This is a genomic window from Anaerocolumna cellulosilytica, from assembly GCF_014218335.1.
GTDB lineage: Bacteria > Bacillota > Clostridia > Lachnospirales > Lachnospiraceae > Anaerocolumna > Anaerocolumna cellulosilytica.
Map to the genome: position 1 here is coordinate 1,156,707 of NZ_AP023367.1, position 21,919 is coordinate 1,178,625.

20 protein-coding genes and 1 riboswitch are annotated in these 21,919 nt (G+C 36.9%); of the genes, 12 read left to right on the forward strand and 8 right to left on the reverse strand.

Annotated elements, in window-relative coordinates:
- Positions 1-252: 252 nt before the first annotated feature.
- From acsn021_RS04995 to acsn021_RS05010, 4 genes are all read right to left on the reverse strand, one after another.
- Positions 253-906, reverse strand: coding sequence for an amino acid ABC transporter permease (locus acsn021_RS04995; RefSeq protein ID WP_184090577.1), 654 nt, complete (start codon positions 904-906; stop codon positions 253-255).
- Complete coding sequence (locus acsn021_RS05000; protein WP_184090580.1) at positions 903-1,610, reverse strand: amino acid ABC transporter permease; 708 nt, start codon at positions 1,608-1,610, stop codon at positions 903-905. Before acsn021_RS05000 ends, acsn021_RS04995 begins: the two co-directional genes overlap by 4 nt.
- A 21-nt stretch (positions 1,611-1,631) precedes the next feature.
- Positions 1,632-2,432 (reverse strand): transporter substrate-binding domain-containing protein, encoded by an 801-nt coding sequence (locus acsn021_RS05005; RefSeq protein ID WP_184090583.1) that lies wholly within the window; start codon positions 2,430-2,432, stop codon positions 1,632-1,634.
- An 86-nt stretch (positions 2,433-2,518) separates the two neighbouring features.
- Positions 2,519-3,241: an amino acid ABC transporter ATP-binding protein gene (locus tag acsn021_RS05010; RefSeq protein WP_184090586.1), complete on the reverse strand. Its 723-nt coding sequence runs from the start codon at positions 3,239-3,241 to the stop codon at positions 2,519-2,521.
- 344 nt (positions 3,242-3,585) lie between these two features.
- Between acsn021_RS05010 and acsn021_RS05015 the strand changes: the two genes are divergently transcribed.
- Positions 3,586-5,451, forward strand: a complete 1,866-nt coding sequence (locus acsn021_RS05015; protein WP_184090589.1) for a polysaccharide biosynthesis protein — start codon at positions 3,586-3,588, stop codon at positions 5,449-5,451.
- A gap of 21 nt (positions 5,452-5,472) precedes the next feature.
- A complete protein-coding gene (locus tag acsn021_RS05020; RefSeq protein WP_184090592.1) occupies positions 5,473-5,937 on the forward strand; it encodes a ferritin family protein in 465 nt (154 codons plus the stop codon).
- 144 nt (positions 5,938-6,081) lie between these two features.
- Here acsn021_RS05020 and acsn021_RS05025 read toward each other — a convergent pair whose 3' ends face one another.
- Complete coding sequence (locus acsn021_RS05025) at positions 6,082-6,621, reverse strand: ECF transporter S component (protein WP_184090594.1); 540 nt, start codon at positions 6,619-6,621, stop codon at positions 6,082-6,084.
- Between the two features lie 220 nt (positions 6,622-6,841).
- Between acsn021_RS05025 and larB the strand changes: the two genes are divergently transcribed.
- Entirely contained in the window at positions 6,842-7,591 is a 750-nt protein-coding gene (gene larB, locus acsn021_RS05030; protein ID WP_184090597.1) for a nickel pincer cofactor biosynthesis protein LarB, read from the forward strand.
- Between the two features lie 205 nt (positions 7,592-7,796).
- Here the strand turns inward: larB and larC are convergent, their stop codons facing one another.
- Complete coding sequence (larC, locus tag acsn021_RS05035) at positions 7,797-9,311, reverse strand: nickel pincer cofactor biosynthesis protein LarC (protein ID WP_184090600.1); 1,515 nt, start codon at positions 9,309-9,311, stop codon at positions 7,797-7,799.
- A 540-nt stretch (positions 9,312-9,851) separates the two neighbouring features.
- Between larC and acsn021_RS05040 the strand changes: the two genes are divergently transcribed.
- The 6 genes from acsn021_RS05040 (at position 9,852) to acsn021_RS05065 (ending at position 15,330) form a co-directional block, all read left to right on the forward strand.
- The gene (locus acsn021_RS05040; RefSeq protein ID WP_184090603.1) at positions 9,852-10,148 is read left to right on the forward strand and encodes a thiamine-binding protein; all 297 of its coding nucleotides are present in this window, start codon (positions 9,852-9,854) and stop codon (positions 10,146-10,148) included.
- Positions 10,117-10,896 (forward strand): ABC transporter permease, encoded by a 780-nt coding sequence (locus acsn021_RS05045; RefSeq protein WP_184090606.1) that lies wholly within the window; start codon positions 10,117-10,119, stop codon positions 10,894-10,896. Before acsn021_RS05040 ends, acsn021_RS05045 begins: the two co-directional genes overlap by 32 nt.
- 212 nt (positions 10,897-11,108) lie before the next feature.
- Positions 11,109-12,173 carry an ABC transporter substrate-binding protein gene (locus acsn021_RS05050; RefSeq protein ID WP_184090609.1) on the forward strand — a complete coding sequence of 355 codons (1,065 nt, stop codon included), beginning with the start codon at positions 11,109-11,111 and terminating at the stop codon, positions 12,171-12,173.
- 21 nt (positions 12,174-12,194) lie between these two features.
- Positions 12,195-12,941 (forward strand): ABC transporter ATP-binding protein, encoded by a 747-nt coding sequence (locus acsn021_RS05055; protein WP_184090612.1) that lies wholly within the window; start codon positions 12,195-12,197, stop codon positions 12,939-12,941.
- 174 nt (positions 12,942-13,115) lie between these two features.
- The gene (gene ytvI, locus acsn021_RS05060; protein WP_184090615.1) at positions 13,116-14,237 is read left to right on the forward strand and encodes a sporulation integral membrane protein YtvI; all 1,122 of its coding nucleotides are present in this window, start codon (positions 13,116-13,118) and stop codon (positions 14,235-14,237) included.
- Positions 14,238-14,541: 304 nt separating this feature from the next.
- Positions 14,542-15,330, forward strand: coding sequence for a type II toxin-antitoxin system antitoxin SocA domain-containing protein (locus acsn021_RS05065; RefSeq protein ID WP_184090618.1), 789 nt, complete (start codon positions 14,542-14,544; stop codon positions 15,328-15,330).
- 81 nt (positions 15,331-15,411) lie between these two features.
- On the opposite strand, the gene acsn021_RS05070 is transcribed toward acsn021_RS05065, so the two are convergent.
- Both acsn021_RS05070 and typA read right to left on the reverse strand, forming a co-directional pair.
- Entirely contained in the window at positions 15,412-16,329 is a 918-nt protein-coding gene (locus tag acsn021_RS05070) for a DUF2156 domain-containing protein (RefSeq protein ID WP_184090621.1), read from the reverse strand.
- Positions 16,330-16,387: 58 nt separating this feature from the next.
- Complete coding sequence (typA, locus tag acsn021_RS05075) at positions 16,388-18,226, reverse strand: translational GTPase TypA (protein WP_184090623.1); 1,839 nt, start codon at positions 18,224-18,226, stop codon at positions 16,388-16,390.
- A gap of 494 nt (positions 18,227-18,720) precedes the next feature.
- Between typA and acsn021_RS05080 the strand changes: the two genes are divergently transcribed.
- The 3 genes from acsn021_RS05080 to dapA all read left to right on the forward strand — a co-directional run bounded on the left by acsn021_RS05080 (position 18,721) and on the right by dapA (position 21,871).
- Complete coding sequence (locus tag acsn021_RS05080; RefSeq protein ID WP_184090626.1) at positions 18,721-19,353, forward strand: single-stranded DNA-binding protein; 633 nt, start codon at positions 18,721-18,723, stop codon at positions 19,351-19,353.
- 299 nt (positions 19,354-19,652) lie between these two features.
- Positions 19,653-20,399, forward strand: coding sequence for a hypothetical protein (locus tag acsn021_RS05085; protein WP_243167768.1), 747 nt, complete (start codon positions 19,653-19,655; stop codon positions 20,397-20,399).
- A gap of 206 nt (positions 20,400-20,605) precedes the next feature.
- Positions 20,606-20,779: riboswitch (Lysine riboswitch) on the forward strand.
- Positions 20,780-20,977: 198 nt separating this feature from the next.
- Entirely contained in the window at positions 20,978-21,871 is an 894-nt protein-coding gene (dapA, locus tag acsn021_RS05090; RefSeq protein WP_184090629.1) for a 4-hydroxy-tetrahydrodipicolinate synthase, read from the forward strand.
- Positions 21,872-21,919 lie beyond the last annotated feature (48 nt).

A 21,919-nucleotide genomic window follows, 5' to 3' on the forward strand; every position in this document is an offset into this window, starting at 1 on the left:
AAAAGGGGACTGCTGCAAATGCAGCAGGCCGTTTGGTAGGAAATGATATGCAGTTTTTAAATAATACACAGATACGAATGTGCGGTAGTATGTAGGAACGAGAATAACTGTTAAAATCTGAGTATTATTGTCAGCTATTATAGCATGAGAATTTACTATTTACAATATATGGCAAGTAAAAAAGTAAAATATTTTAGAACACCATATTTTGGTGATTATTTTAAACGGGGTGGAGATACCTGTTAAGAAGAATTACCCTGTTGCCATGACCTTTTTTTGATAGGTACGTACAGAAACAGAGAGAATAAAACAGATAACAAAATAGATAGCAGCCAACAGAGCGAATAAGGACATAATTTCTGTGGCTGTTACTGCTTTTCCCATTACAATGTCCGTATTTCTGGATAATTCGGCTATATCTACCGCCTTCAAATAAGCAGTGTCTTTGATAACGGTAATCATTTGTGATAGAACAGAAGGAATAATCTGCTTATAAGTTTGAGGAAGTATTAGATATAACATCGTACGGGGAAATGAAAAGCCCTGGGAAGCCGCCGCCTCAAATTGCCCCTTTGGGATGCCGTTTAGCCCTCCTCTTATAATTTCAGCCATAATAGCTGAGGTAAAAAGTGTAAAAGCAAATATTTCTTTTGCAATAACATTGCCGGGTATAATGAAGCGGAAGAAAAAAATCCAGAGAATATTGGGTGTACAACGAAAAAATTCAATATAGGCACCGGTTATTTTAGCCAAGGGCAATAAGTTACCTTTGGCATAAGTACGGATAATTGCAAAAAGTGTACCAAAGCACATACTTAGTAGAATGGTTGCAATGGATAAAAACACAGTAAGCTTTAAACCATCCAGCATAAATAGTAAATTGTTTCTGGATAAAATATCACTCATGAATCCACCTCCATTATGCGAAGTGGTGTAACGGCAGGAAGCTGTCTGGCCTTATTTTCTAGCCGTGCCGTGAGCCTGGCAAGAGGAAAACAGAGCAGAAAATACAGCAATCCAGCGGTTAGATAACCCTGATAGAAAAAACCATTATTGCCCGCCCAGGATTTTGCGTAATACATAATATCCATACCTGCAATCATTGCCAGTACAGAAGTATTCTTTACTAAATTCATAGCCTGATTGGTAAGAGGCGGTAATATGACTTTAAGAGATTGCGGTAATATAATATATCTCATGGTCTGTATATAAGGAAATCCCTGAGACGTGGCCGCCTCAACCTGACCCTTTTCAACGGCTTCAATACCGCTTCTAATGACCTCAGATATGTAGGCAGCATGATATAGACCGACGCCCACAACACCAACCATGAAGCCTGGGAGTCTGATACCTAGAAAAGGGAGACCAAAGGAATAGAAGAATACTTGAACAACTAAGGGAGTATTCTGAAAAAATTCAACAAAAATTCTGGTAATTATACGGAAGCCATAAAGCTTGACACAGGACAATATACCTAAAATTAATCCCAACCCCAAGGCAATAAGTAAGCCAAATAAGGCAACTAGAAGAGTTGTCTTCATACCTAAAAGGAACTGGTCAAAATCACCGATTAAGCGCAGCCAACGTCTTGCATCAAACAGTTTAGACATAGTTTTCACCCTTTCGCTTTGCTATTGTAGGTTGTATTGTTCTTTATAGGTATTAAGCCGACCATCAGCAATCATATCTTTTATAACACCGTCTACCAGTTCTGCCAGTTCTTTGTTCTCAAGTTTTGTAGCAGCACCGTAATCTTGTTCTTTAAAGCGATCTTCTAATAGTAAAGTAGTATCATCGGCATAGCTGGAAAGAATGCCTCTGTCAACAGAAAAAACATCAACATTTCCGGAGGATAAAGCCACTTTAACACTGGGATAGGTATCAAACTCTTTAAAAGATACCGATACATTCTTATCTGTCAGATATTCCGTTACGGCATCCTTTGTAGTGGCGGCATTGGAGACACCAATAATCTTACCTTCCAGATCACTAGCAGAGTTGATTCCGGAATTCTTAAGCACAAGAAAACCTACGGAATCTGTATAGTATGAGGTTGAAAAATTCCAGCTTTCCTTACGTTCCTCCGTAATGGTAAAGGTGGCTAAAACCACATCTATATCGCCGTTATCAAGTAAGGGGCCTCTGGTCGTAGCATTAACAGCGGTAAACGCCACCTTATTTTTCGCTTCTTCTAAGGAGCAGTTAAAGATTTTAGCAGCGATTTCATAGGCAATATTAATTTCGAGACCTTCATATTGGTTGGTGTCAGGATTGAGATAGCCAAAGTTAAGAACATCTTGTTTACAGCCTACTTTTAAGACCTCAGCCGATTTTATAGTTGCAATAGTATCCTTCTTCTCACAGCCGTTTAAGGAAAAAAGCAAAAGTGTTATCAGAAGGAGTGACAATAATTTTTTAGATATATGTTTCATAATTTACACCCTTTGCTCGCAGGCCTGCCTGCGATACAATCCTTTCTTTGATTATAATTATTTAGGGAATAGCGAAACGATAGGACTTATCTTAATATTTTGCTTAAAAAAGCTTTGGTTCTTTCCTGTTCTGGATTTGTAAAAAAATGTTCCGGTGTACCGGTTTCAATAATCTGACCTTCATCCATAAAAACAACCCTGTCTGCCACTTGTCTTGCAAATCCCATTTCATGGGTTACACAGACCATAGTTATATTGTCACTGGTCAGACGAATCATGACATCTAGTACTTCCTGCACCATTTCCGGATCTAGGGCACTGGTAGGTTCATCAAATAAAATAATCTTTTGTCTTGTGGTCAAAGCTCTTGCAATAGCAACCCTTTGCTGCTGGCCGCCTGAGAGCATAGAAGGATATACTTCTGCCTTATCAGCAAGTCCAACTCTTGTTAAATACTCCATTGCAATTTCCTTTGCTTTATCCGGTGGTATTTTATGTAGCTTAATCGGTGCCAGCGTTAGATTTTTTAATACTGTCATATGAGGATAGAGATTAAATTGCTGAAAGACCATAGCGGTAGTGTTTTTCACCAACTGTGTTTTGTTTTTTTTAGTAAGCTGCTCATTATCAATAAAAACAGTTCCTGAGGATGGCTCCTCTAAAAAATTCATACACCGTATCAAGGTGCTTTTTCCACTGCCACTGGGGCCGATTATAACCAGTTTCTCTCCCTCCTTTACCGTAAGGGTGACATCCTTTAGCACATGCAGATTACCATAATGCTTGTTTAAGCCTTCAAGTCGAATCACAAAAACACCTCCTTTATATACAAAAAAGTGCGCCTTTATAAAAAGCGCACTTGCTTAAATTGTAAAATATTATGATTGATTGGTTTTATTTGTTAGCTATTATAATGGAGTAATACAGTAATGTCAATATATTTTGAGAAAAAATGGAATAATAAACTAATTAAAGTAAGCATTTTTCATATATATACAATAATTCAAGTGAAATATATTACCAGAATACATCGAACTAACCTTCGTTAATTATTGTAACTGGATAAAAATTGTGATAATATGATAAGGGTGAAAACAAAACAATTACATAACTTTGATTTGAGAGCCGTCAGAGCGGTTAATGAGGAACTAATGTGAGACAATTTATAAAAGATAAAAAGTTATTTATTAGAAGATTATTTTTAATTATTCTGGATGTGCTATTAATTAATATGGCATCCTTTTCAGCACTGCTCATACGATTTGATTTTCGTTTGGGTCAGATACCAACCAATTATGCTGAGGCAGTATTATCCTATGCTGTATATAATACCATTACTGCAATTGTTGTCTTTGCCCTCTTTCGACTATACAACAGTCTATGGAAATATGCGGGTATTGATGAATTATCTAACATAATTTTTGCCTGCGTAGTAAGTGGCGGCATACAGTTAATAGTAATGCATTTTATACTTAGAATCCATGTACCAAGAAGTTATTATCCTTTAAGTGTCCTTTTTCTGGTAGCTCTGATTAGCTTAAGTCGTTTTTTTTACCGATACATAAGAAGACTTTCACGCAGAAACTTTGGTACCTATCAGAGCAGGATTATGATTATCGGAGCAGGAGAAGCAGGAAATTCAATTATAAGGGAGATTACAGTAAGTACTTATGTAAAAGGTATGGTAGTATGTGCCATTGACGATGATAAAGATAAACAGGGAAGCTATATACAGGGAATTAAAGTGGTTGGGGACAGACATAAAATTGTTGAAGCAGCTGAAAAATATGAGATTACAGATATTATCATAACCATGCCCACTGCAAGTAAAAGGATAATTCGAGAAATACTTGATATTTGTAAAGGGACAGGCTGTGCATTAAAGATTCTGCCGGGTATGTATCAGCTTATTAATGAAGAGGTAAGTGTAACAGAATTAAGGGATGTTGAAATAGAAGACCTTTTAGGCAGGGAGCCGGTTAAGACAGATTTGCCTGAAATTATGAATTATGTAAGCGGCAAGGTTATATTAGTCACAGGCGGCGGTGGTTCTATTGGCAGTGAGTTGTGCAGACAGCTTGCTAAGCTAGAGCCAAAACAGTTAATTATAGTTGACATTTATGAAAATAATGCGTATTTTATACAACAGGAACTAAGAAATGAATATCCGGAGCTGGATTTAATCGTATTGATAGCCTCAGTACGAAATTCCAACAGGATGAATTGGATACTTAATTGTTATAAACCGGAGATTATTTATCATGCTGCTGCACATAAGCATGTACCCTTAATGGAGGAAAGTCCGAATGAAGCCATAAAAAACAACGTTGGCGGTACCTATAAGATGGCTTTGGCAGCACATAAACATGGAGTTAAGAAATTTATCCTCATCTCCTCCGATAAAGCAGTGAATCCGACGAATGTTATGGGAGCCTCTAAGCGTATTTGTGAAATGATTATTCAGGCATTTCATAAAAAATCTGATACGGAATTTGTAGCAGTTCGCTTTGGAAATGTATTAGGCAGTAATGGAAGTGTGATTCCTCTATTTAAAGAGCAGATATTAAGAGGTGGTCCGGTAACGGTAACTCATCCGGACATCATAAGGTATTTTATGACCATCCCGGAAGCAGTTGCTCTTGTTTTGCAGGCAGGTGCCTATGCTAAAGGTGGTGAAATCTTTGTGTTAGATATGGGCGAACCGGTAAGAATTGCAGAATTAGCAGAGAATCTAATACGACTGTCAGGTTATGAACCGGGCAGGGATATTTCTATTGAATATACAGGTTTACGTCCTGGAGAAAAGTTATATGAAGAATTGCTTATGAAAGAAGAAGGACTTCAGGAAACAGCTAATAAATTAATACATATTGGGAAACCTATAGAAATGGAAGAAGAACTTATACTAAAAGAAGTAGAAGAATTGGATAAGGCAGCTAAAGAAGAAGCAGAGGACATCAGAATCCGGATTAAAAGACTGGTACCTACCTATGCCTTAAAAGACGAAAAAACTATATAAATTTAAATGAGGCATAAATGAATGAACCATACCATTAAGACGTTATTAGTAAGAATTTTAGACTTAGAAAATTTTTTTGAAAGTTTTTATAGGAATTTAGCTCTGAGTCAGGAAGCACAAAAGGACTATGCTTTAAAAAATACGGCAGCTATTCTTTCGCTGGAAGAAAAAAGGCATGGAGAAGTCTGTCAAGAGTTAATAAATAAAGATGTGGGCGCAAAACACTTGATATCAGATGATATTTTATCGCAGGTTGAGTATTTCTTAATTACATTAAAACAATCAGCGAACAGTTACGGAATACTGACTGCAAAACAATTAATTGCCCATGCTATTGATAGTGAAAATCGACAGATTACGCTGCTTAACAGAATTTTAGAATTACTTCGAAAAGATAATATAGACAGCTCTCTTGAAGAGGTATTTGTATACTTGTTGGAGGAAGAGTCTAAACATGTTAATAATTTACAGGTTTTTTTAAAGTAGTGGTTAAAAGAAATGAATGGTGTTGTAATATCTTGTATTATACTTTTTATAAAGGTCAAGATATTACAACGCCTTTTTATATAATAGGAGTTTTTTCTACTACATAAAAAGATTCATAACTAAGACGCACTTCTTACGTTCAGATTATGCAGCCTGGGAGTTTGCGTATATCATTTCACGAATACCTGGAACTTTAGTTAATAAAGGAAACAACAGGGCGGAAACTATAATACCAAACAGGTTTTGAACGAGATTAAACAATAAACCCTGTGCCCCTGCACCAATTCCAAGACCAAGAATAAAAGCTTCAAAGAAAAAATATCCGCAAGTTATAATAATTCCACCACCGATTCCTGAAAGGATAAGAGACACTATATGCATTTTAAATAATCTGGTTAGAAGATGAAAAATAAAATAACCCGTAACAGCAGCCAAGGCTTTAATAAGCAGAGTAGCTGGCGCGAACCCCATGTATCCCAAAAATATATCAGCAAACATGGAACCGATACCTGCAGCGGCAGTACCATAAACTGGTCCCAGTAAAATACCGGATAATAAAACAAGTCCATCCCCCAGATGTATGAAACCTCCTGTAGGAGAGGGAACTTGAACAAGTATGGTAGCGATGCAAGTCATGGCAGCCATGAGAGCTGCAAGTACTAATTTACTCGTTTTATTTGTCATTAAGTACAACTCCTTTCGCAATTGCCAATTGTCTCAACAATTAAGTATGTTGTAACTTTATTATATTTTTGGTATGATTAAAAGTTCCAGTAATGATAAAATTAACAGTGCCAGATTATTGAACAGTGGCTTCTTGCAAAAAGAATGGATTTCCGTTAATATGATAATACAATAGGATGAAATTACTTACTAAAGGGTTGCAGAGGAGAAAAGAAAGACAATGGATTTATATAAATTACTTCAAGATGTGAAAAATAATCAGATTAGCATTGAAGATGCAGAAATGCAGCTAAAAAAACTGCCTTATGAAGACATGGGTTTTGCTAAGTTGGATCACCATAGGAGTCTAAGATCTGGTTTTGGTGAGGTGGTTTTTTGCCAGGGTAAGGCAATCGAGCACCTTATCCATATTTATCAGCGTTTTTATGAGCATGACACCAATGTACTCGGAACCAGAGCTACAAAAGAGCAGTATGAAGAAGTGAAAAAGGCATTACCGGTTGTAGAATATGATGCATTATCTCACATATTATCCATACAAAAGAAAGAGATAAACAAGACAGGCTGTATTGCAGTCTGCACCGGTGGTACGGCAGATATTCCCGTCGCTGAAGAAGCTGCACAGACAGCTGAATTCTTTGGCAGCAAAGTATTACGTATATATGATGTGGGAGTTGCGGGAATTCACAGGCTTCTTTCAAAGCTTGATGAAATCCATTCAGCGAATTGCGTAATTGCAGTTGCCGGAATGGAAGGAGCTCTTGGAAGTGTACTTGCTGGTCTGGTAGATAAACCAGTAATTGCGGTGCCTACTTCAGTAGGCTATGGTGCCAGCTTTGGAGGGGTATCAGCCTTACTGACCATGCTAAATTCTTGTGCAGAGGGACTTGCTGTTGTCAATATAGACAATGGCTTTGGAGCTGGTTATATGGCTACGCAGATAAACCGGTTAGCGGTTAGGGCTGAATGAAATAAAGACAACATATAATTCCTGAATTTCCTTACGCAAATGAGTTTATTGGACAATTGCGAAACTATCACTCTATTTCATGCCACTAGACACAGAGTTTCGTAATTACTAAACGAATTTAAGCTAAGGAATTCAGGAATTTTTACTTCATAGCATAAAAAATCTTTAAATGCAGAAATAGCAGGGACTATAGGGAAAATTTACTCTATTGAGTGCATTCTTCTTTGAAATCCTTTGCTGCTTGGGACTGAATAAGGCTATAAAGGGTGTTGTAATCCAGATTAGTGGTTTTGCATAATTTTTTTACACTGTCACCTTCCGGATAGTAATATGTTCTATCTTTATAGCAGCATATTTTAATAGACGCTTCACCGTATGGGGTTGTTATGGTTTTAATCTCCCGCAGCAAGGTAGTTCGGTATGCTTCATGTTTTCTTATACCGATTGTTGTAGTGTGATGAAAGATTAGTTCTTCCATAGCTTCCACCCTATCTTCCGTGCAGATGACGCCTAAAAGGTAGGCAGGTCTGTTTTTCTTCATGTAGATGGGGGTATAATAAACATCCCTTGCTCCGTTCTTAAATAAGGTATCCATAGCAACCGATAGTGCTTCTCCTGTGCAATCATCTATATTAGCTTCCAGAACCCATACTTTATCAGTAGGAACCGAAGGATAATTTAAGGGGATGGAATCCGGGCATTCTGTAAGGCTGTTGCCCTTGTCTCCGGTATCAAGCAGCATGGCACGCAGAAAGCTGGCTTGCTCGTATTTTCTTTTTCCGGCACCAAGACCTACCTTCTCTATAGAAAAGTCTTTTGGCAGCGTATCACTGGTTTTAATAGCAGCTACTATGGCAGCACCGGTAGGAGTGACAAGCTCCCCTTTTACATTGGTAATATGCAGCTTAAGATGATGCTTGGCGGCAATGTTAACAACCGCAGGTACCGGAATGGGGAGGACACCATGTTGACAGGTAATATGACCGGTTCCTTCATAAAGTTCTGATACAATAACTTCACCGACATTTAAGTTGTCCAGGCAGATGGCTACTGCCGTAATATCTATAATCGAATCTACGGCTCCTACCTCATGAAAATGAATTTCATCTAAAGATTTACCGTGGGCCTTTGCCTCTGCTTCCGCAATGACGGTAAAGATTCTTTTTGCGATTTCTTTCGCTTTGACAGAGATGGAAGAGTTCTCGATAATGGTGTGGATATTCATAAGATTTCTGTGTTCGTGTCTTCCATAGTGAAGGTGAGGGTGGCTGTGTCCATGGTGTGAATGTTCCAGACCGTGAGTATGCCCATGGGTATGGGAATGTTTACTATCATCTGATTGGACATGTTCATGACGATGGTCTTCCTTGTGAATAGGTCCAGATTTAAGTTTTGCTGCTTTTATACTGCTTGCAGCAAGTACTTTTTTACGCAAGGGAACAGCCTTCTGTACATGTTTTTCTTCCAAAGTTTTTTCATGTCCAAAGAGATAATCCATATCATGGTCATGGTTGTCCGTATCTAAAATAACATGAAAATCACAGGCATCAATACTGCTTATGGTTTTTCGGCTGATTTCAATTCTATAACCGTCAACTTGCAGGCTCTTTAAACCTGTTAATAATAGTTCCCTATCAGCACCAAGATCTAATAGGGCAGCCACGGTCATATCACCGCTGATGCCGGAATAGCATTCTAAATATAACGTCTTTTTATCCATCGTATTACCTTGTATAAACACATTAAATAAGTGTTATAGCCACAATATAAAAAGGTTGAAAGAAGAGTAAGGTGGCATCCTTTCATAGTATATTTACTTTCAACCATAACAGGTGTTGCGTTTAAATGCACCAAATATAGAAATTCTTTTCTTTATTATACCAGTATTAAGAAAAAATGAGAACAGTAAACTATCTAGGCCGGTAAATAATAATTATTATTATTTACTGTCAGTCCACTTGACAGAAAGAAATGGGTATGCTAAACTTTCCATGAACTAGGGGAGCCTGATAAATCAGGCTGAGAGTAAGCTGTTATTGTTTTAACCCTGAAGCTGTAAAACAGTTTCGTACCTGATCCGGATAATGCCGGCGTAGGGATGTATATGAAATGCGCTGTTAGGATATGATAAAAGCGACGATACATGCCTCTCCGGAAGGAGAGGCTTTTTGTTTCTTTGTTTTTATAAGTCACAGTGTCAGAGCAAAACAGGATAAACTAGTTCCGATACAGAACGATACATAATAAAGGAGGAAATACTATGAACGCGAGTGTTGCAATTCAAGTGCTGCCCCATGTAAGCGCTGACGAGGAGGTAGTACGTATTGTTGATGAGGTCATCGATTATATTAAAAGTACCGGTTTAAAATACTATGTAGGCCCCTGTGAAACTTCTATTGAAGGAGAATATGAGGAATTAATGGAAATTGTTAAAAACTGCCAATATATAGCCATTCAGGCAGGTTGTCCTAAAGTAGCTTCTTATGTAAAGATTACATTTGCACCGGAGGGTGGTGTATTAACAATTGACCAAAAAGTTACAAAGCATCATCAATAAAGTATCGCCGGTGCTGGCAATCACGCTGATTCTGGCTATCTGGCAGATACTTTCTAGTACGGGTATTATTCCAAAATTTATGCTGCCCTCTCCTATGGATGTGGTAAAGGCATTCTTTGGTGACTTTGGTTTACTTATGTCACATGCAGGAACGACTTTAACCGAAGCATTTTTGGGTCTGTCCTTTGGTATCTTACTTGGATTTTTTGTGGCAGTACTAATGGACCGCTATGAAATAGCCTATAAAGCAATATATCCGGTATTAGTTATAACCCAGACTGTGCCTACGGTAGCCATAGCCCCCCTTCTGGTATTATGGCTGGGCTATGGAATCTTACCAAAAATAACTTTAATAGTGATTACCTCCTTTTTTCCCATTACGATAGGATTACTGGATGGTTTTCGTTCTGCGGATAAGGATGCCTTAAATCTGTTAAAGGCCATGGGAGCAAACCGTATGCAGAGTTTTATTCATATAAAATTACCCACCTCTATGAGTCATTTTTTTGCAGGGCTTAGAATATCTGTTTCATATTCCGTTATAGGAGCCGTAGTTGCAGAATGGCTGGGTGGATTTAGCGGATTGGGTGTTTATATGACAAGAGTTAGAAAATCTTATTCCTATGATAAAATGTTTGCCGTGATATTTTTTATATCAATTATCAGTCTCTTGTTAATGTTTGCAGTAACTCTGATACAAAAGGCGTTGATGCCATGGGAAAAAAAGGATGGAAAGAAGGCTAAATGACTTCCTTCACAAACTGTTACAAGAGACATTCTAGTTGCATATATAAAGTTTTGCAACAGCCCCAAGGATTGATTTGAGAATGTACTGGAACACGTTGATGAGCATATAGAGATTTATAAATTAAAAACGAAAGGTTGCCACAAAAGGAGCGTTTCGCCCTGTTTTGCGGCAGTATCGCAGGAAAGCCTGCGCTATACAATGGGTGTAAAATTATGAGAAAAAAGTTGGCGTTAGTCCTGTCTTTACTATTGGTAGTGACTGCTTTTGCAGCCTGCTCTAAAAATAAGACGAATCAGGAAACTGGCAAGACAGATTCTGTTACAAGTCCAGAGAATACCGATACATCAGATACGAAGAAAGAAGAAAATGATAAACCTGAGAAGGTAAGAATTGTTCTGGATTGGACTCCAAACACAAATCATACGGGTCTATACGTAGCTCAATCTATGGGATATTTTGAAGCAGCCGGATTAGAAGTTGAAATTATGCAGCCACCGGAAGGAAGTACAACCTCCCTGATTGGTGCCGGAGGTGCGGAATTTGGTATCAGTTTTCAAGATACCTTAGCACCTGCTTTTGCATCAGCGAATCCTATGCCTGTTACAGCAGTAGCAGCAGTGATACAACATAATACTTCTGGTATCATATCCATGAAAGAGGCAGGAATCGATACGCCTGCCAAATTAGCAGGTCACTCCTATGCTACCTGGGACTCACCTATAGAGCTTGCAATTATTAAAAAAATTGTTGAAGATGACGGAGGGAAGTTCGAGGATATTCAAATGATTCCTAATACAGTTTCAGATGTAGTAACTGCTCTGCAGACAGATATTGAATCCGTGTGGGTGTACTATGCTTGGGATGGAATTGCAACAAAAGTGGCAGGGCTTAATACCAATTATTTAAATTTTGCCGACTATGGAACAGAACTTGATTATTATAGTCCGGTTATAATTGCTAATAATGATTTCTTAAAAGAAAAGCCTGAACTTATTGAAAAATTTTTGGATGCAGTAAGGCAAGGATATGAATTCTCTATTGAAAATCCGGAAGAAGCAGCAGAAATCTTGGTGGCGGCTGTTCCTGAGTTAGACCTTACTTTAGTAACAGAGAGCCAGAAATGGTTAGCCGGTCAATATAAGGCTGAAGTTGAACAATGGGGATATATAGACCCTGCAAGATGGGATGCTTTTTACTCATGGTTATATCAAAACAAAATAATTGAACAGGAGATTCCTTCCGGCATCGGCTTTTCCAACGATTTTCTTTCAAAATAAACAGAAGGAAAGGATAAGTCTATGGAGAAATTAACCGCAAAAGGTATACATGTAAGCTTTGATGGGAATAAAATCATTGAAGATATATCAATAGAATTAAAGAAGGGCGAAATTGTGTGTCTTCTGGGAGTCAGCGGTGCTGGTAAAACCACCTTGTTTAATGTATTATCCGGTCTGCTGATACCTGAAAGTGGTAAAGTAGAACTAAATGGAGAGGACATTACAGGAAAAGCAGGCAAGCTTAGTTACATGCTCCAGAAAGATATGCTGCTTCCATTCAAAACCATCCTTGATAATGTTTCACTTCCTCTGGTAATAAAGGGAGTAAAGAAGAAGGAAGCCAGAGAAAAAGCCTCTGTATATTTTGAAGAATTCGGACTGGAAGGAACCCAGAATAAATACCCTAATCAGTTATCCGGAGGCATGAGGCAGAGAGCAGCGTTACTTCGTACCTATTTGTTTTCAGACCAGGTAGCCTTACTAGATGAACCTTTTAGTGCACTAGATACCATAACAAAAGGCAGCATGCATGAATGGTATCTAGGGGTAATGGAGCAAATCAGACTTTCGACACTATTCATTACACATGACATTGATGAAGCTATTCTGCTCTCTGACAGAATTTATATTATGACCGGACGACCCGGAAAAATAACAGAAGAACTTGAGATACAAGAGGCAAGGCCAAGAGGAAAAGAGTTCATTGTAAGCAGCCAATTTATTGAACATAAAAAAAGAATTTTAGAAATATTAAAAATCAACCAATAAAGTAACCGGCAGCAGTCAGGTTTCCGTCTGATAAGGATAGAAATCTGACTGCTAATTTTTTGAAATGCTTAAGAATATATTAATTTTAGAAAAAAATATTTACAGAAAAAATAGATTAGTATTATAATGAAAGTGACAGTAAAAATATTACATTAAATAATGGAGATGGAACAGATGAAAAAAGGCATAATATATGTAAAAATAGCATTGAACTTACTGATTTTTATATTGGGTATCCTCTTAGTACTGCTAATCGTACCAAAGATAGTAAGGTTTTTTATGCCATTTGTAATTGGATTTATTATATCCGTAATAGCTAATCCATTGGTTCGGTTTTTAGAAAAGAGAGTAAAAATAATTCGAAAGCATAGTTCTGCAATTATAATAATTGTTGTACTTGCAGTCGTTGTCGGTGCTTCCTATGCCGTCCTTACTTTACTAGTAAGGGAAATAATCCAGCTTGTTTCAGATTTTCCCTCCATATACAAAAGTATTGAAACACAAATATTACTTGTATCAGAGAGACTGACAGGTATCTATGATCTTCTCCCCCTTAATATTAAGAATATTGTAGATGAAATCGGAAAGAATATAACGCAGTATGGAAGCAGCCTAATGAACAAAGATAATCTGCCTTCAATTAGCGAGGCAGGAAGCTACGCGAAAAATATACTAGATGTCTTGCTAATGATTATTATTACTATATTATCAGCTTATTTCTTTATAGCCGAAAGAGATGATTTGGTGGCAGCAGTTAAGAAGCATTTGCCTCAATCAGTAATCAGAAGTTATAGCATGATAATTGATAATTTTAAAACAGCAGTGGGCGGATACTTTAAAGCCCAGTTTAAAATCATGCTCATAATAACACTAATATTATTTGTGGGTTTTGAATTATTAAAAGTCAATTACTCTTTTCTACTTGCAGTTGCTATTGCATTTTTGGATTTTTTACCCTTTTTCGGTACAGGAGCTGTAATATGGCCTTGGGCTTTATTAGATTTTCTATCCGGCAATTATATACAGGCAATTGTATTAATGGTAATCTATTTAATATGCCAGATTGTAAAACAGGTTTTACAGCCTAAAATGGTTGGAGACAGTATAGGCATAAGTCCCTTCACCACCCTAATCTTTATGTTTATCGGTTATCAGTTTATGGATGTCCTGGGAATGATAATTGGAATACCCATCGGTATGGTATTGGTCAATTTTTATAAAGCAGGAATGTTTAACCGGGTAATACAAGGTTTTAAGATTATAATTAATGATATCAATGAATTTAGAAAATTTTAGATTGTAAGAATCGTTATATATTTGAAAATAAATAGTATTTTTTTAAATTACATTTCACAATTTTAATTTCAGATCTAATTTCTTATAAATCAATTCAGTAAGAATCAGTACTATAATATAGAAAGAGTCTTTAATTGGTACGAATAATTACTAAAATGAATTGCAAGTAGAAGTTGTTCCAATTTTCGTAAACTTTTTTGTAAATAATATTGACCAAGTATGAAAAATTTTATATGATGAAGATATTAAAACGCTAAGAAATAAGGGATTTTGGGGAAGACATTATACTGAAAGGGATAAAACTATGAAAGAAAACAATCTGCAGAATAATGCTAATTCTATTGTTACTGCCAATGAGATTCGCACGATTTTGAGTGATTTTCGCATTGGTAAAAAACCACTTGCGAAGTTGCTTGGCTGGGGTGAAACTACAATTATCAGGTATATAGAAGGTGATGTGCCAACTGCGGAATATTCCAATAAGTTAAAAGCTATTGCACAGGAGCCGGCATATTATTATGAGCTGCTGTTGGAGAACAGAGATAATTTAACCAATGTAGCCTTTCGGAAATCCATGCAGGCAGTCTTAGAAAAAATGACTGAAAGAAAAATCGATCTGATCGCCCAATATATGATTTTATTCTGTCAAGGCGATATGTCACCTGGATATACCCAGTGGCTTTTGTACTATTCCCAGGCATTTTCCCTAGCATTACTTGATAAGGAGTTATTTGAAGAAGACTATAATGTAAATTCGGAGAATGCGCCTTACATACGACTTTATAATAGCATGAAGAAACACGGTGTTAATGTATTCGAAATTCCGGGCGGAAGACTTAGCGAAGAAGAAAAGAAACTGATTAATAAGGTTTTGGATACTTTCTGTTGGTATGGACCTAAGGCATTAAAATCTTTGACCTCCTATGAACGAGCTAATTTTAGAATATCAAGAGATAAAGAAGGCAGGAGAATTATATCAAAAGATACAATTAAAAATTACTTTAAAGAAATCTTGCAGCAATATGATATCCACTCTATGAATGAGATTCACAAATATCCGGATAAGCGTTTTCAAGATTTTAAAGCAAATTAATTAGTAAAAGAAAGTGGTTTAGAAAGCAAGAAGCCGTAGGCTGTTTGTTTTCTAAACCACTATTTTGTATTAATAAAAGAATTATCTATTCTGATAAATATGATACTTAGCTTCTAATCGGATAGGTTGATAGGACAGTTTAGCCTTACGTAAACCTTCTTGACCCAAATCATCTTCCCGGTTAACAAGTAAAGCATCAGGAAAGGAATGAATCAAAAACTGCTGATTGATAAAGTTATATAAGCCCGGAATAGTAATATTGGCTTTTTCTACATGAATATAAGCACATTTGGTCTCCGGTACATAACTTCCGATGGTGTAGGCCTCAAGCTTCCCATCTACATATACGCCACCTATTTCGCAATCTATAAAGCTACAGTTTTGAAACAGCCTGTGTATACCATTTTCCTCACTTCGAATACTGTTATGCCTGTCTTCGTAATTTCTATTATCCAGCCATCGATCATGGAAGGCTTCTATTTCAGCCACATCAGAACAGCTTAGGGTTTTATATTCATATCTGCCTTCATAATTTTTTAAGAAAGAATTCAAATGGTTCTTCTTTTTATGGTAGGCTTTGCCGCTTAAGGTTTTAAGTTTAGCAGCATCATAGATATAGTCATAATTATCCCGAGAGTCCTCAATGCGGAATTCCTCTGTAAAACCAGGTGTTTTTTTTAGAACCTCTAAAAAGGTTTCATCTAATAAAAACATATTTAAAGGTTTATTAAGAACTTCATTCCAGTGATATTTAATTTCTGCAAATACAGAAGGAATGTCCTCTAATCGGCATAAAGGCATCATCGGAGCGGTACATTCCTTTGACGTTACAACACACATAAAATAAGTATCGTTGTTGTAAAATAATGTTTCATAAAATTCTTCCCAAATAAACTGGTTAACTGGCTGCCTTTCTGCAATATAGACTGGTCGAAGCTTGCCATATTGTTCTAAGAGCAGACAGTCAGCCAAAGACAACTTCTTTAATTCTATACCCATAATATTCACTCCATTTCAAGACCCTGTCAGCAATGAAAGAAAGCTTCAAGTCTTGTTCTTATTTGTTTTGACTATTTCTTTTTGCTCTCATACGCTGGGTAGGATCTAATATCTTCTTACGTATTCTTAAATTAACAGGGGTTACTTCAAGTAATTCATCCGTATCGATAAATTCCAAGGCCTGTTCTAAGCTGAGTACCTTTGGTGGCACGAGTCTTAAAGATTCATCAGCGCTGGAAGAACGAGTATTGGTAAGCTGTTTTTTCTTGCAGACATTTACCTCAATATCTTCTGCTTTGCCATTTTGTCCGATAACCATACCGGAGTATACTTTGATACCCGGACTGATGAACAAGACACCGCGCTCCTGTGCATTAAATAAACCGTAAGTAATAGCCTCGCCTGTTTCAAAAGCGATTAAGGAACCCTGTTTTCTGTATTGGATATCACCCTTATATGGACCATAACCGTCAAATAATGTGTTTATAATACCGTTACCTTTGGTATCTGTCATAAACTCACCACGGTAACCGATAAGTCCTCTGGATGGTATGGAGAATTCCAAACGGGAGTATCCACCGCTTGAGTTGGACATACCTTGAAGTTCACCTTTCCTCTGACTTAACTTTTCAATAACAGTACCGGAGAATTCTTCAGGAACATCAATAATAGCTTTTTCCATAGGTTCTAATTGTTTACCATTTTCATCTTTTTTATAAAGAACCTCTGCTTTACTTACGGCAAATTCATAACCTTCACGGCGCATATTCTCAATTAGTACAGATAGGTGCAGTTCGCCTCTTCCGGATACTTTGTAGCTTTCGGTAGATTCGGTTTCTTCTACACGAAGACTGACATCGGTATTTAACTCACGAAAAAGTCTTTCTCTTAGATGACGGGAGGTTACAAATTTACCTTCTTTACCTGCAAGAGGGCTGTCATTGACAATAAAATGCATGGCTATGGTAGGTTCAGAAATCTTCTGAAAAGGTATTGCCACTGGATTTTCAGGAGAACAAATAGTATCTCCGATATGTATATCGGCAATACCTGAAATTGCAACTATAGAACCTACAGTAGCTTCTGTAACTTCTGTTTTCTTTAATCCCTCAAATTCATACAGTTTATTGATTTTAACCCTAACCTTTTTGTCTGGTTCATGAGCATTTACCATGACTGCTTCCTGGTTAACTTTAATAGTACCGTTATCTACCTTACCAACACCGATACGTCCGACATATTCATTATAGTCAATAGTACTGATAAGTACCTGAGTACTTTCCTCAGGGTCACCTTCTGGAGCAGGGATATAGTCAATAATAGTCTGAAACAGAGGTTGCATATTCTGCTGTTCTTCCCCTAATTCAAGAATAGCCACACCGGCTTTTGCAGAAGCAAAAATGAAAGGACAGTCTAACTGTTCCTCAGAAGCATCCAGTTCAATAAATAGCTCTAATATTTCATCAATAACCTCAGTTGGGCGAGCTTCCGGACGATCAATTTTGTTGATACAGACAATAACTGGGAGATTTAATTCCAAAGCTTTTTTTAATACGAATTTGGTTTGGGGCATTGCGCCTTCAAAAGCATCTACTACAAGTACAACACCATTTACCATTTTTAAAACACGTTCCACCTCGCCGCCGAAATCAGCATGGCCGGGTGTATCAATAATGTTGATTTTAACACCTTCATATGAAACTGCTGTATTTTTAGAAAGAATCGTAATGCCTCGTTCTCTTTCCAGGTCATTCGAGTCCATGACCCTTTCCTGTACTGCCTGGTTGGAACGAAAAACACCGCTCTGTTTTAACAGCTCATCTACCAAGGTTGTTTTGCCATGGTCAACATGGGCAATAATAGCGATGTTACGAATATCTTCTCTTTTGATTTTCATATAGTACTTCCTTCCTTTAGATGTATCTGACATCTGACAATCAAGCTATAAATTTTATCCCAAATCAAAAAATTAGTAATTATTCTGTCATACTATAATCGAAGAAACAATAGATTATAAGAGTTTCAGTTAATGAAAAGCGATAAAATCATTAAAAAAGCAGTAGATTTTACAAAAACTGCCGATATAAATAATAGAATTTCCAATTTAAGCCAATTATGCTGAATGGAATCCGTCTAACTTGAATATTGTATCATATCACGGAAAATTTACAAGGACTTTCCTCTGGAAGTAGCCAATTTCAGCGTTTTGCTGTTGCTGCATATAAGAATAAAAAAAATATTAGGAAATTTTTTGAAATATGATTCTAAAATGGAAAGTTCTGGCATAAATATAATAGTGGAGAAAAATTCTATCTTGCATTTCAGGACAATAGTACTTGGGAAACCAAAAAATTGTACAGAACAGGATTAAAGAGAAGGGAGTCATACGATATGACAGATAAAGTATTTGATAACAATCAAGTAAGTATTGCAGGAGAGGTAATGACTGATTTTGAATTCAGTCATGACGTTTTTGGGGAGGGCTTTTACCTACTGGATGTATCTGTAAGCCGCTTAAGTAATTCCTATGACATTATACCTATAATGGTATCGGAAAGACTGGTGGATGTAAAAGCTGACCTAAAGGGGAAATATGTAGAGGTAAATGGGCAATTCCGTTCCTATAACCGGCATGAGGACAATAAGAACCGTCTGGTACTATCGGTATTTGCCAGAGAGTTTAAGGTGTGTATTGAAGATTTGGACGCAGCCAGACCAAATTATATCTTTTTAGATGGTTTTGTATGCAAACAGCCTATTTATCGTAAGACACCTTTAGGAAGAGAAATTGCGGACATATTACTGGCAGTTAACCGTCCCTATGGAAAGTCAGATTACATACCCTGCATCTGTTGGGGAAGAAATGCAAGATTTGCTGAGAATTTTACCGTAGGTGGCCACATTCAGGTCTGGGGCAGAATCCAGAGCAGAGAGTACCAAAAAAAGGTTAGTGAAAATGATTATGAACGACGTGTAGCCTATGAAGTATCAGTCAGCAAGTTAGAATATCTCGAAGAATATTAAAAGTAGTATTTTTGTACTACAAGCATAGTATAAAAATAATCGAATGAATAAATTGAGAAAGGTGTTATTGGCTTAAAACAGCCATTTGCGTAACACCTTTCTCTTTATTTGCAGCTTTAAGGTGCCGAGTAAAAGTTAAAATTAGGATTGACAAATATATCCTAAAATGATAATCTGGTAAAAGTTAGGATATCTTGACGAATTTTAAGAAAATATAGAAATTTATGTAGAAAAAGGTTGGATAAGAAAGATTCAACCCCTAATTTTAACGCGACTAAAGTCGCAGATGGGAGCTAAAGATGAAAAATATGGGATTAAAGAGTTTCAAGAGAAAAGCAGCAGCCTTATGCCTGTCTTTTGCATTAGTCTTAGGAACATTACTTACACCTGTTGCTGCATATGCGGCAGCTACAAACCCGGCAACAGAGCTTGATGGGGAGTTAAGTCCTATTTATCAGGGAAGTGTTGGTGATTGTGGTGCAATTTCAGCAATTCAAGCCTTAGACAATAGTATATATGGAAAAGGCTTATTAAAAACAATGATTACAGTTAATTCTAATAAAACCTATACATTAAACTTCGGTTCAGGAAAAGTAACGGTAACCCAAAAAGAAGTAGACGCGGCGCATGTTACCGGAGACCTTGATGCAAGAGTAATTGAAGTTGCTCTTCAAAAGACTATGAACGTATATAATGGTGTTTTTGCCTGCGATGTTTTTACAAGAATGACAGGTTTTAAGCAGAAAACCTCATACGGTGGTTCTTCTAAAAAAAGTACAATAAATGCGTTAGCTGCGAAATTCGCATCCGGACAGGGAGCTATGGCAGCATGTGACTTTACAATAGCTGATCCAAGTAAGGGGATTATAGGTGATGGAGGTCATTCCTATTCCATACGCTGGGTCGATGAAGAAATCGTAGTACTTATCAATCCTTGGGATACTTCAAAGCTAATCTATATGTCTAGAAATCAATTTGAAAATTCAATCCGCTACATGACATATGTAGACGAATCAGCAAAAAGAGTTGTTGTATACTGGGATTAATTTTGAGAAAGCAACCGTATCTAGTATAGAATGTAAGTTTTAATTAGCTGTTTAATACACCTTCGTCTATTCATAGTTTTGAAAAAAACTGCCGGACGAAGGTGTATTTGCTGCTAGTTGGTGCTAAGTATATTTTTAGGTTGACAAGAATACCCTCTAATGATAAGATGGGGAAGTAAAAGTAATGTGAACAATCGAATAAATGAATAATTGGTAGAGGCGCATTTTTTAAGAGTATATTGCAGGATATGGCAGACATAAGGGAATGCAATAGAAAGGAAAAGATGCCGAAATCAAGACAAGCTGCGGTGTTTTGGTTGGGCATATGGTTAAGAGCCATGTGACTGTCATCATTTTTATGATGGAGTGCTGCCTAAAGAATGTAGTGTCTTATGATTATGAATTTTTCTTTAATCTGAAGGCATTCGGACTAGGTTCTTTAGCGTCGACTCTATGTCGACTTTTTTTATGTAGATTATCAGCATAAAAAGCTCTTATTTTCACACCATCCATTCGGTTAAATGGCAGGGTAAAAGACAGGCCTTCACCCTGGGCCGCAATTCTTCAGGAGGTGCTGTATGGCAATTTTTAAAGGAGCCGGAGTGGCAATAGTAACACCATTTTATGATAACATGGAAATAAATTATGATAAGCTTGGAGAGCTTATTGAATACCAGATTGCAAACGGAACTGACAGTATAATAATTTGTGGAACAACAGGGGAGGCATCGACCTTAACCCATGAGGAACATTTGGAATGTATTCGTTATACCGTAGATAAAGTTAAGAAAAGAATTCCGGTTATTGCAGGTACCGGCTCAAACAGTACGGATACGGCAATTTACTTATCAAAAGAGGCAGAAAGATATGGAGCAGACGGTCTATTATTAGTAACTCCTTATTATAATAAAGCAACCCAAAGAGGACTTACAGAGCATTTTACAGATATAGCAAAGAAAGTAAATATTCCTATTATATTATATAATGTACCTGGCAGAACCGGATGTAATATGTTGCCGGCAACAACAGCTGACCTTGTTAAGAATGTAGATACTATTGTTGGTGTAAAAGAGGCTAGTGGTAATATATCTCAGGTTGTAAGCCTAATGCATTTAGCCCAGGGGGATATAGATTTATACTCCGGTAATGATGACCAGATTGTACCGTTACTTTCTTTGGGTGGTATAGGTGTAATATCTGTATTGTCTAATATTGCACCAAGAGAGACACATGATATAACAGCTAAATACTTGACAGGAGATATAAATGGAAGTCTGGAAGAACAATTAAAATACATACCTTTAATTGATGCTTTATTCTGTGAAGTTAATCCGATTCCAATCAAGAAGGCATTAAATCTTCTTGGGTTTGAAGTAGGAGGCTTACGTAAGCCGTTAACAGAAATGGAACCGGATAATGTTAAAAAACTAATTACAGCACTGAAAGGCTGTGGATATACGGTAACCGAATAAACTATATTGAAAATCTGATTATATTTTGTTATGATATTCCTAAGTAGC

What these genes read in the sequence shown, in the direction of transcription:
- acsn021_RS05020 (WP_184090592.1), top strand. Translation starts at nt 5,473, where the DNA reads ATGAACCATACCATTAAGACGTTATTAGTAAGAATTTTAGACTTAGAA.
- acsn021_RS05085 (WP_243167768.1), top strand. Translation starts at nt 19,653, where the DNA reads ATGAAAAATATGGGATTAAAGAGTTTCAAGAGAAAAGCAGCAGCCTTA.
- acsn021_RS05000 (WP_184090580.1), bottom strand. Translation starts at nt 1,610, where the DNA reads ATGTCTAAACTGTTTGATGCAAGACGTTGGCTGCGCTTAATCGGTGAT.
- acsn021_RS05005 (WP_184090583.1), bottom strand. Translation starts at nt 2,432, where the DNA reads ATGAAACATATATCTAAAAAATTATTGTCACTCCTTCTGATAACACTT.
- dapA (WP_184090629.1), top strand. Translation starts at nt 20,978, where the DNA reads ATGGCAATTTTTAAAGGAGCCGGAGTGGCAATAGTAACACCATTTTAT.
- larC (WP_184090600.1), bottom strand. Translation starts at nt 9,311, where the DNA reads ATGGATAAAAAGACGTTATATTTAGAATGCTATTCCGGCATCAGCGGT.
- acsn021_RS05055 (WP_184090612.1), top strand. Translation starts at nt 12,195, where the DNA reads ATGGAGAAATTAACCGCAAAAGGTATACATGTAAGCTTTGATGGGAAT.
- acsn021_RS05065 (WP_184090618.1), top strand. Translation starts at nt 14,542, where the DNA reads ATGAAAGAAAACAATCTGCAGAATAATGCTAATTCTATTGTTACTGCC.
- acsn021_RS05025 (WP_184090594.1), bottom strand. Translation starts at nt 6,621, where the DNA reads ATGACAAATAAAACGAGTAAATTAGTACTTGCAGCTCTCATGGCTGCC.
- acsn021_RS05050 (WP_184090609.1), top strand. Translation starts at nt 11,109, where the DNA reads ATGAGAAAAAAGTTGGCGTTAGTCCTGTCTTTACTATTGGTAGTGACT.
- ytvI (WP_184090615.1), top strand. Translation starts at nt 13,116, where the DNA reads ATGAAAAAAGGCATAATATATGTAAAAATAGCATTGAACTTACTGATT.
- acsn021_RS05070 (WP_184090621.1), bottom strand. Translation starts at nt 16,329, where the DNA reads ATGGGTATAGAATTAAAGAAGTTGTCTTTGGCTGACTGTCTGCTCTTA.
- acsn021_RS04995 (WP_184090577.1), bottom strand. Translation starts at nt 906, where the DNA reads ATGAGTGATATTTTATCCAGAAACAATTTACTATTTATGCTGGATGGT.
- larB (WP_184090597.1), top strand. Translation starts at nt 6,842, where the DNA reads ATGGATTTATATAAATTACTTCAAGATGTGAAAAATAATCAGATTAGC.
- acsn021_RS05080 (WP_184090626.1), top strand. Translation starts at nt 18,721, where the DNA reads ATGACAGATAAAGTATTTGATAACAATCAAGTAAGTATTGCAGGAGAG.
- typA (WP_184090623.1), bottom strand. Translation starts at nt 18,226, where the DNA reads ATGAAAATCAAAAGAGAAGATATTCGTAACATCGCTATTATTGCCCAT.
- acsn021_RS05040 (WP_184090603.1), top strand. Translation starts at nt 9,852, where the DNA reads ATGAACGCGAGTGTTGCAATTCAAGTGCTGCCCCATGTAAGCGCTGAC.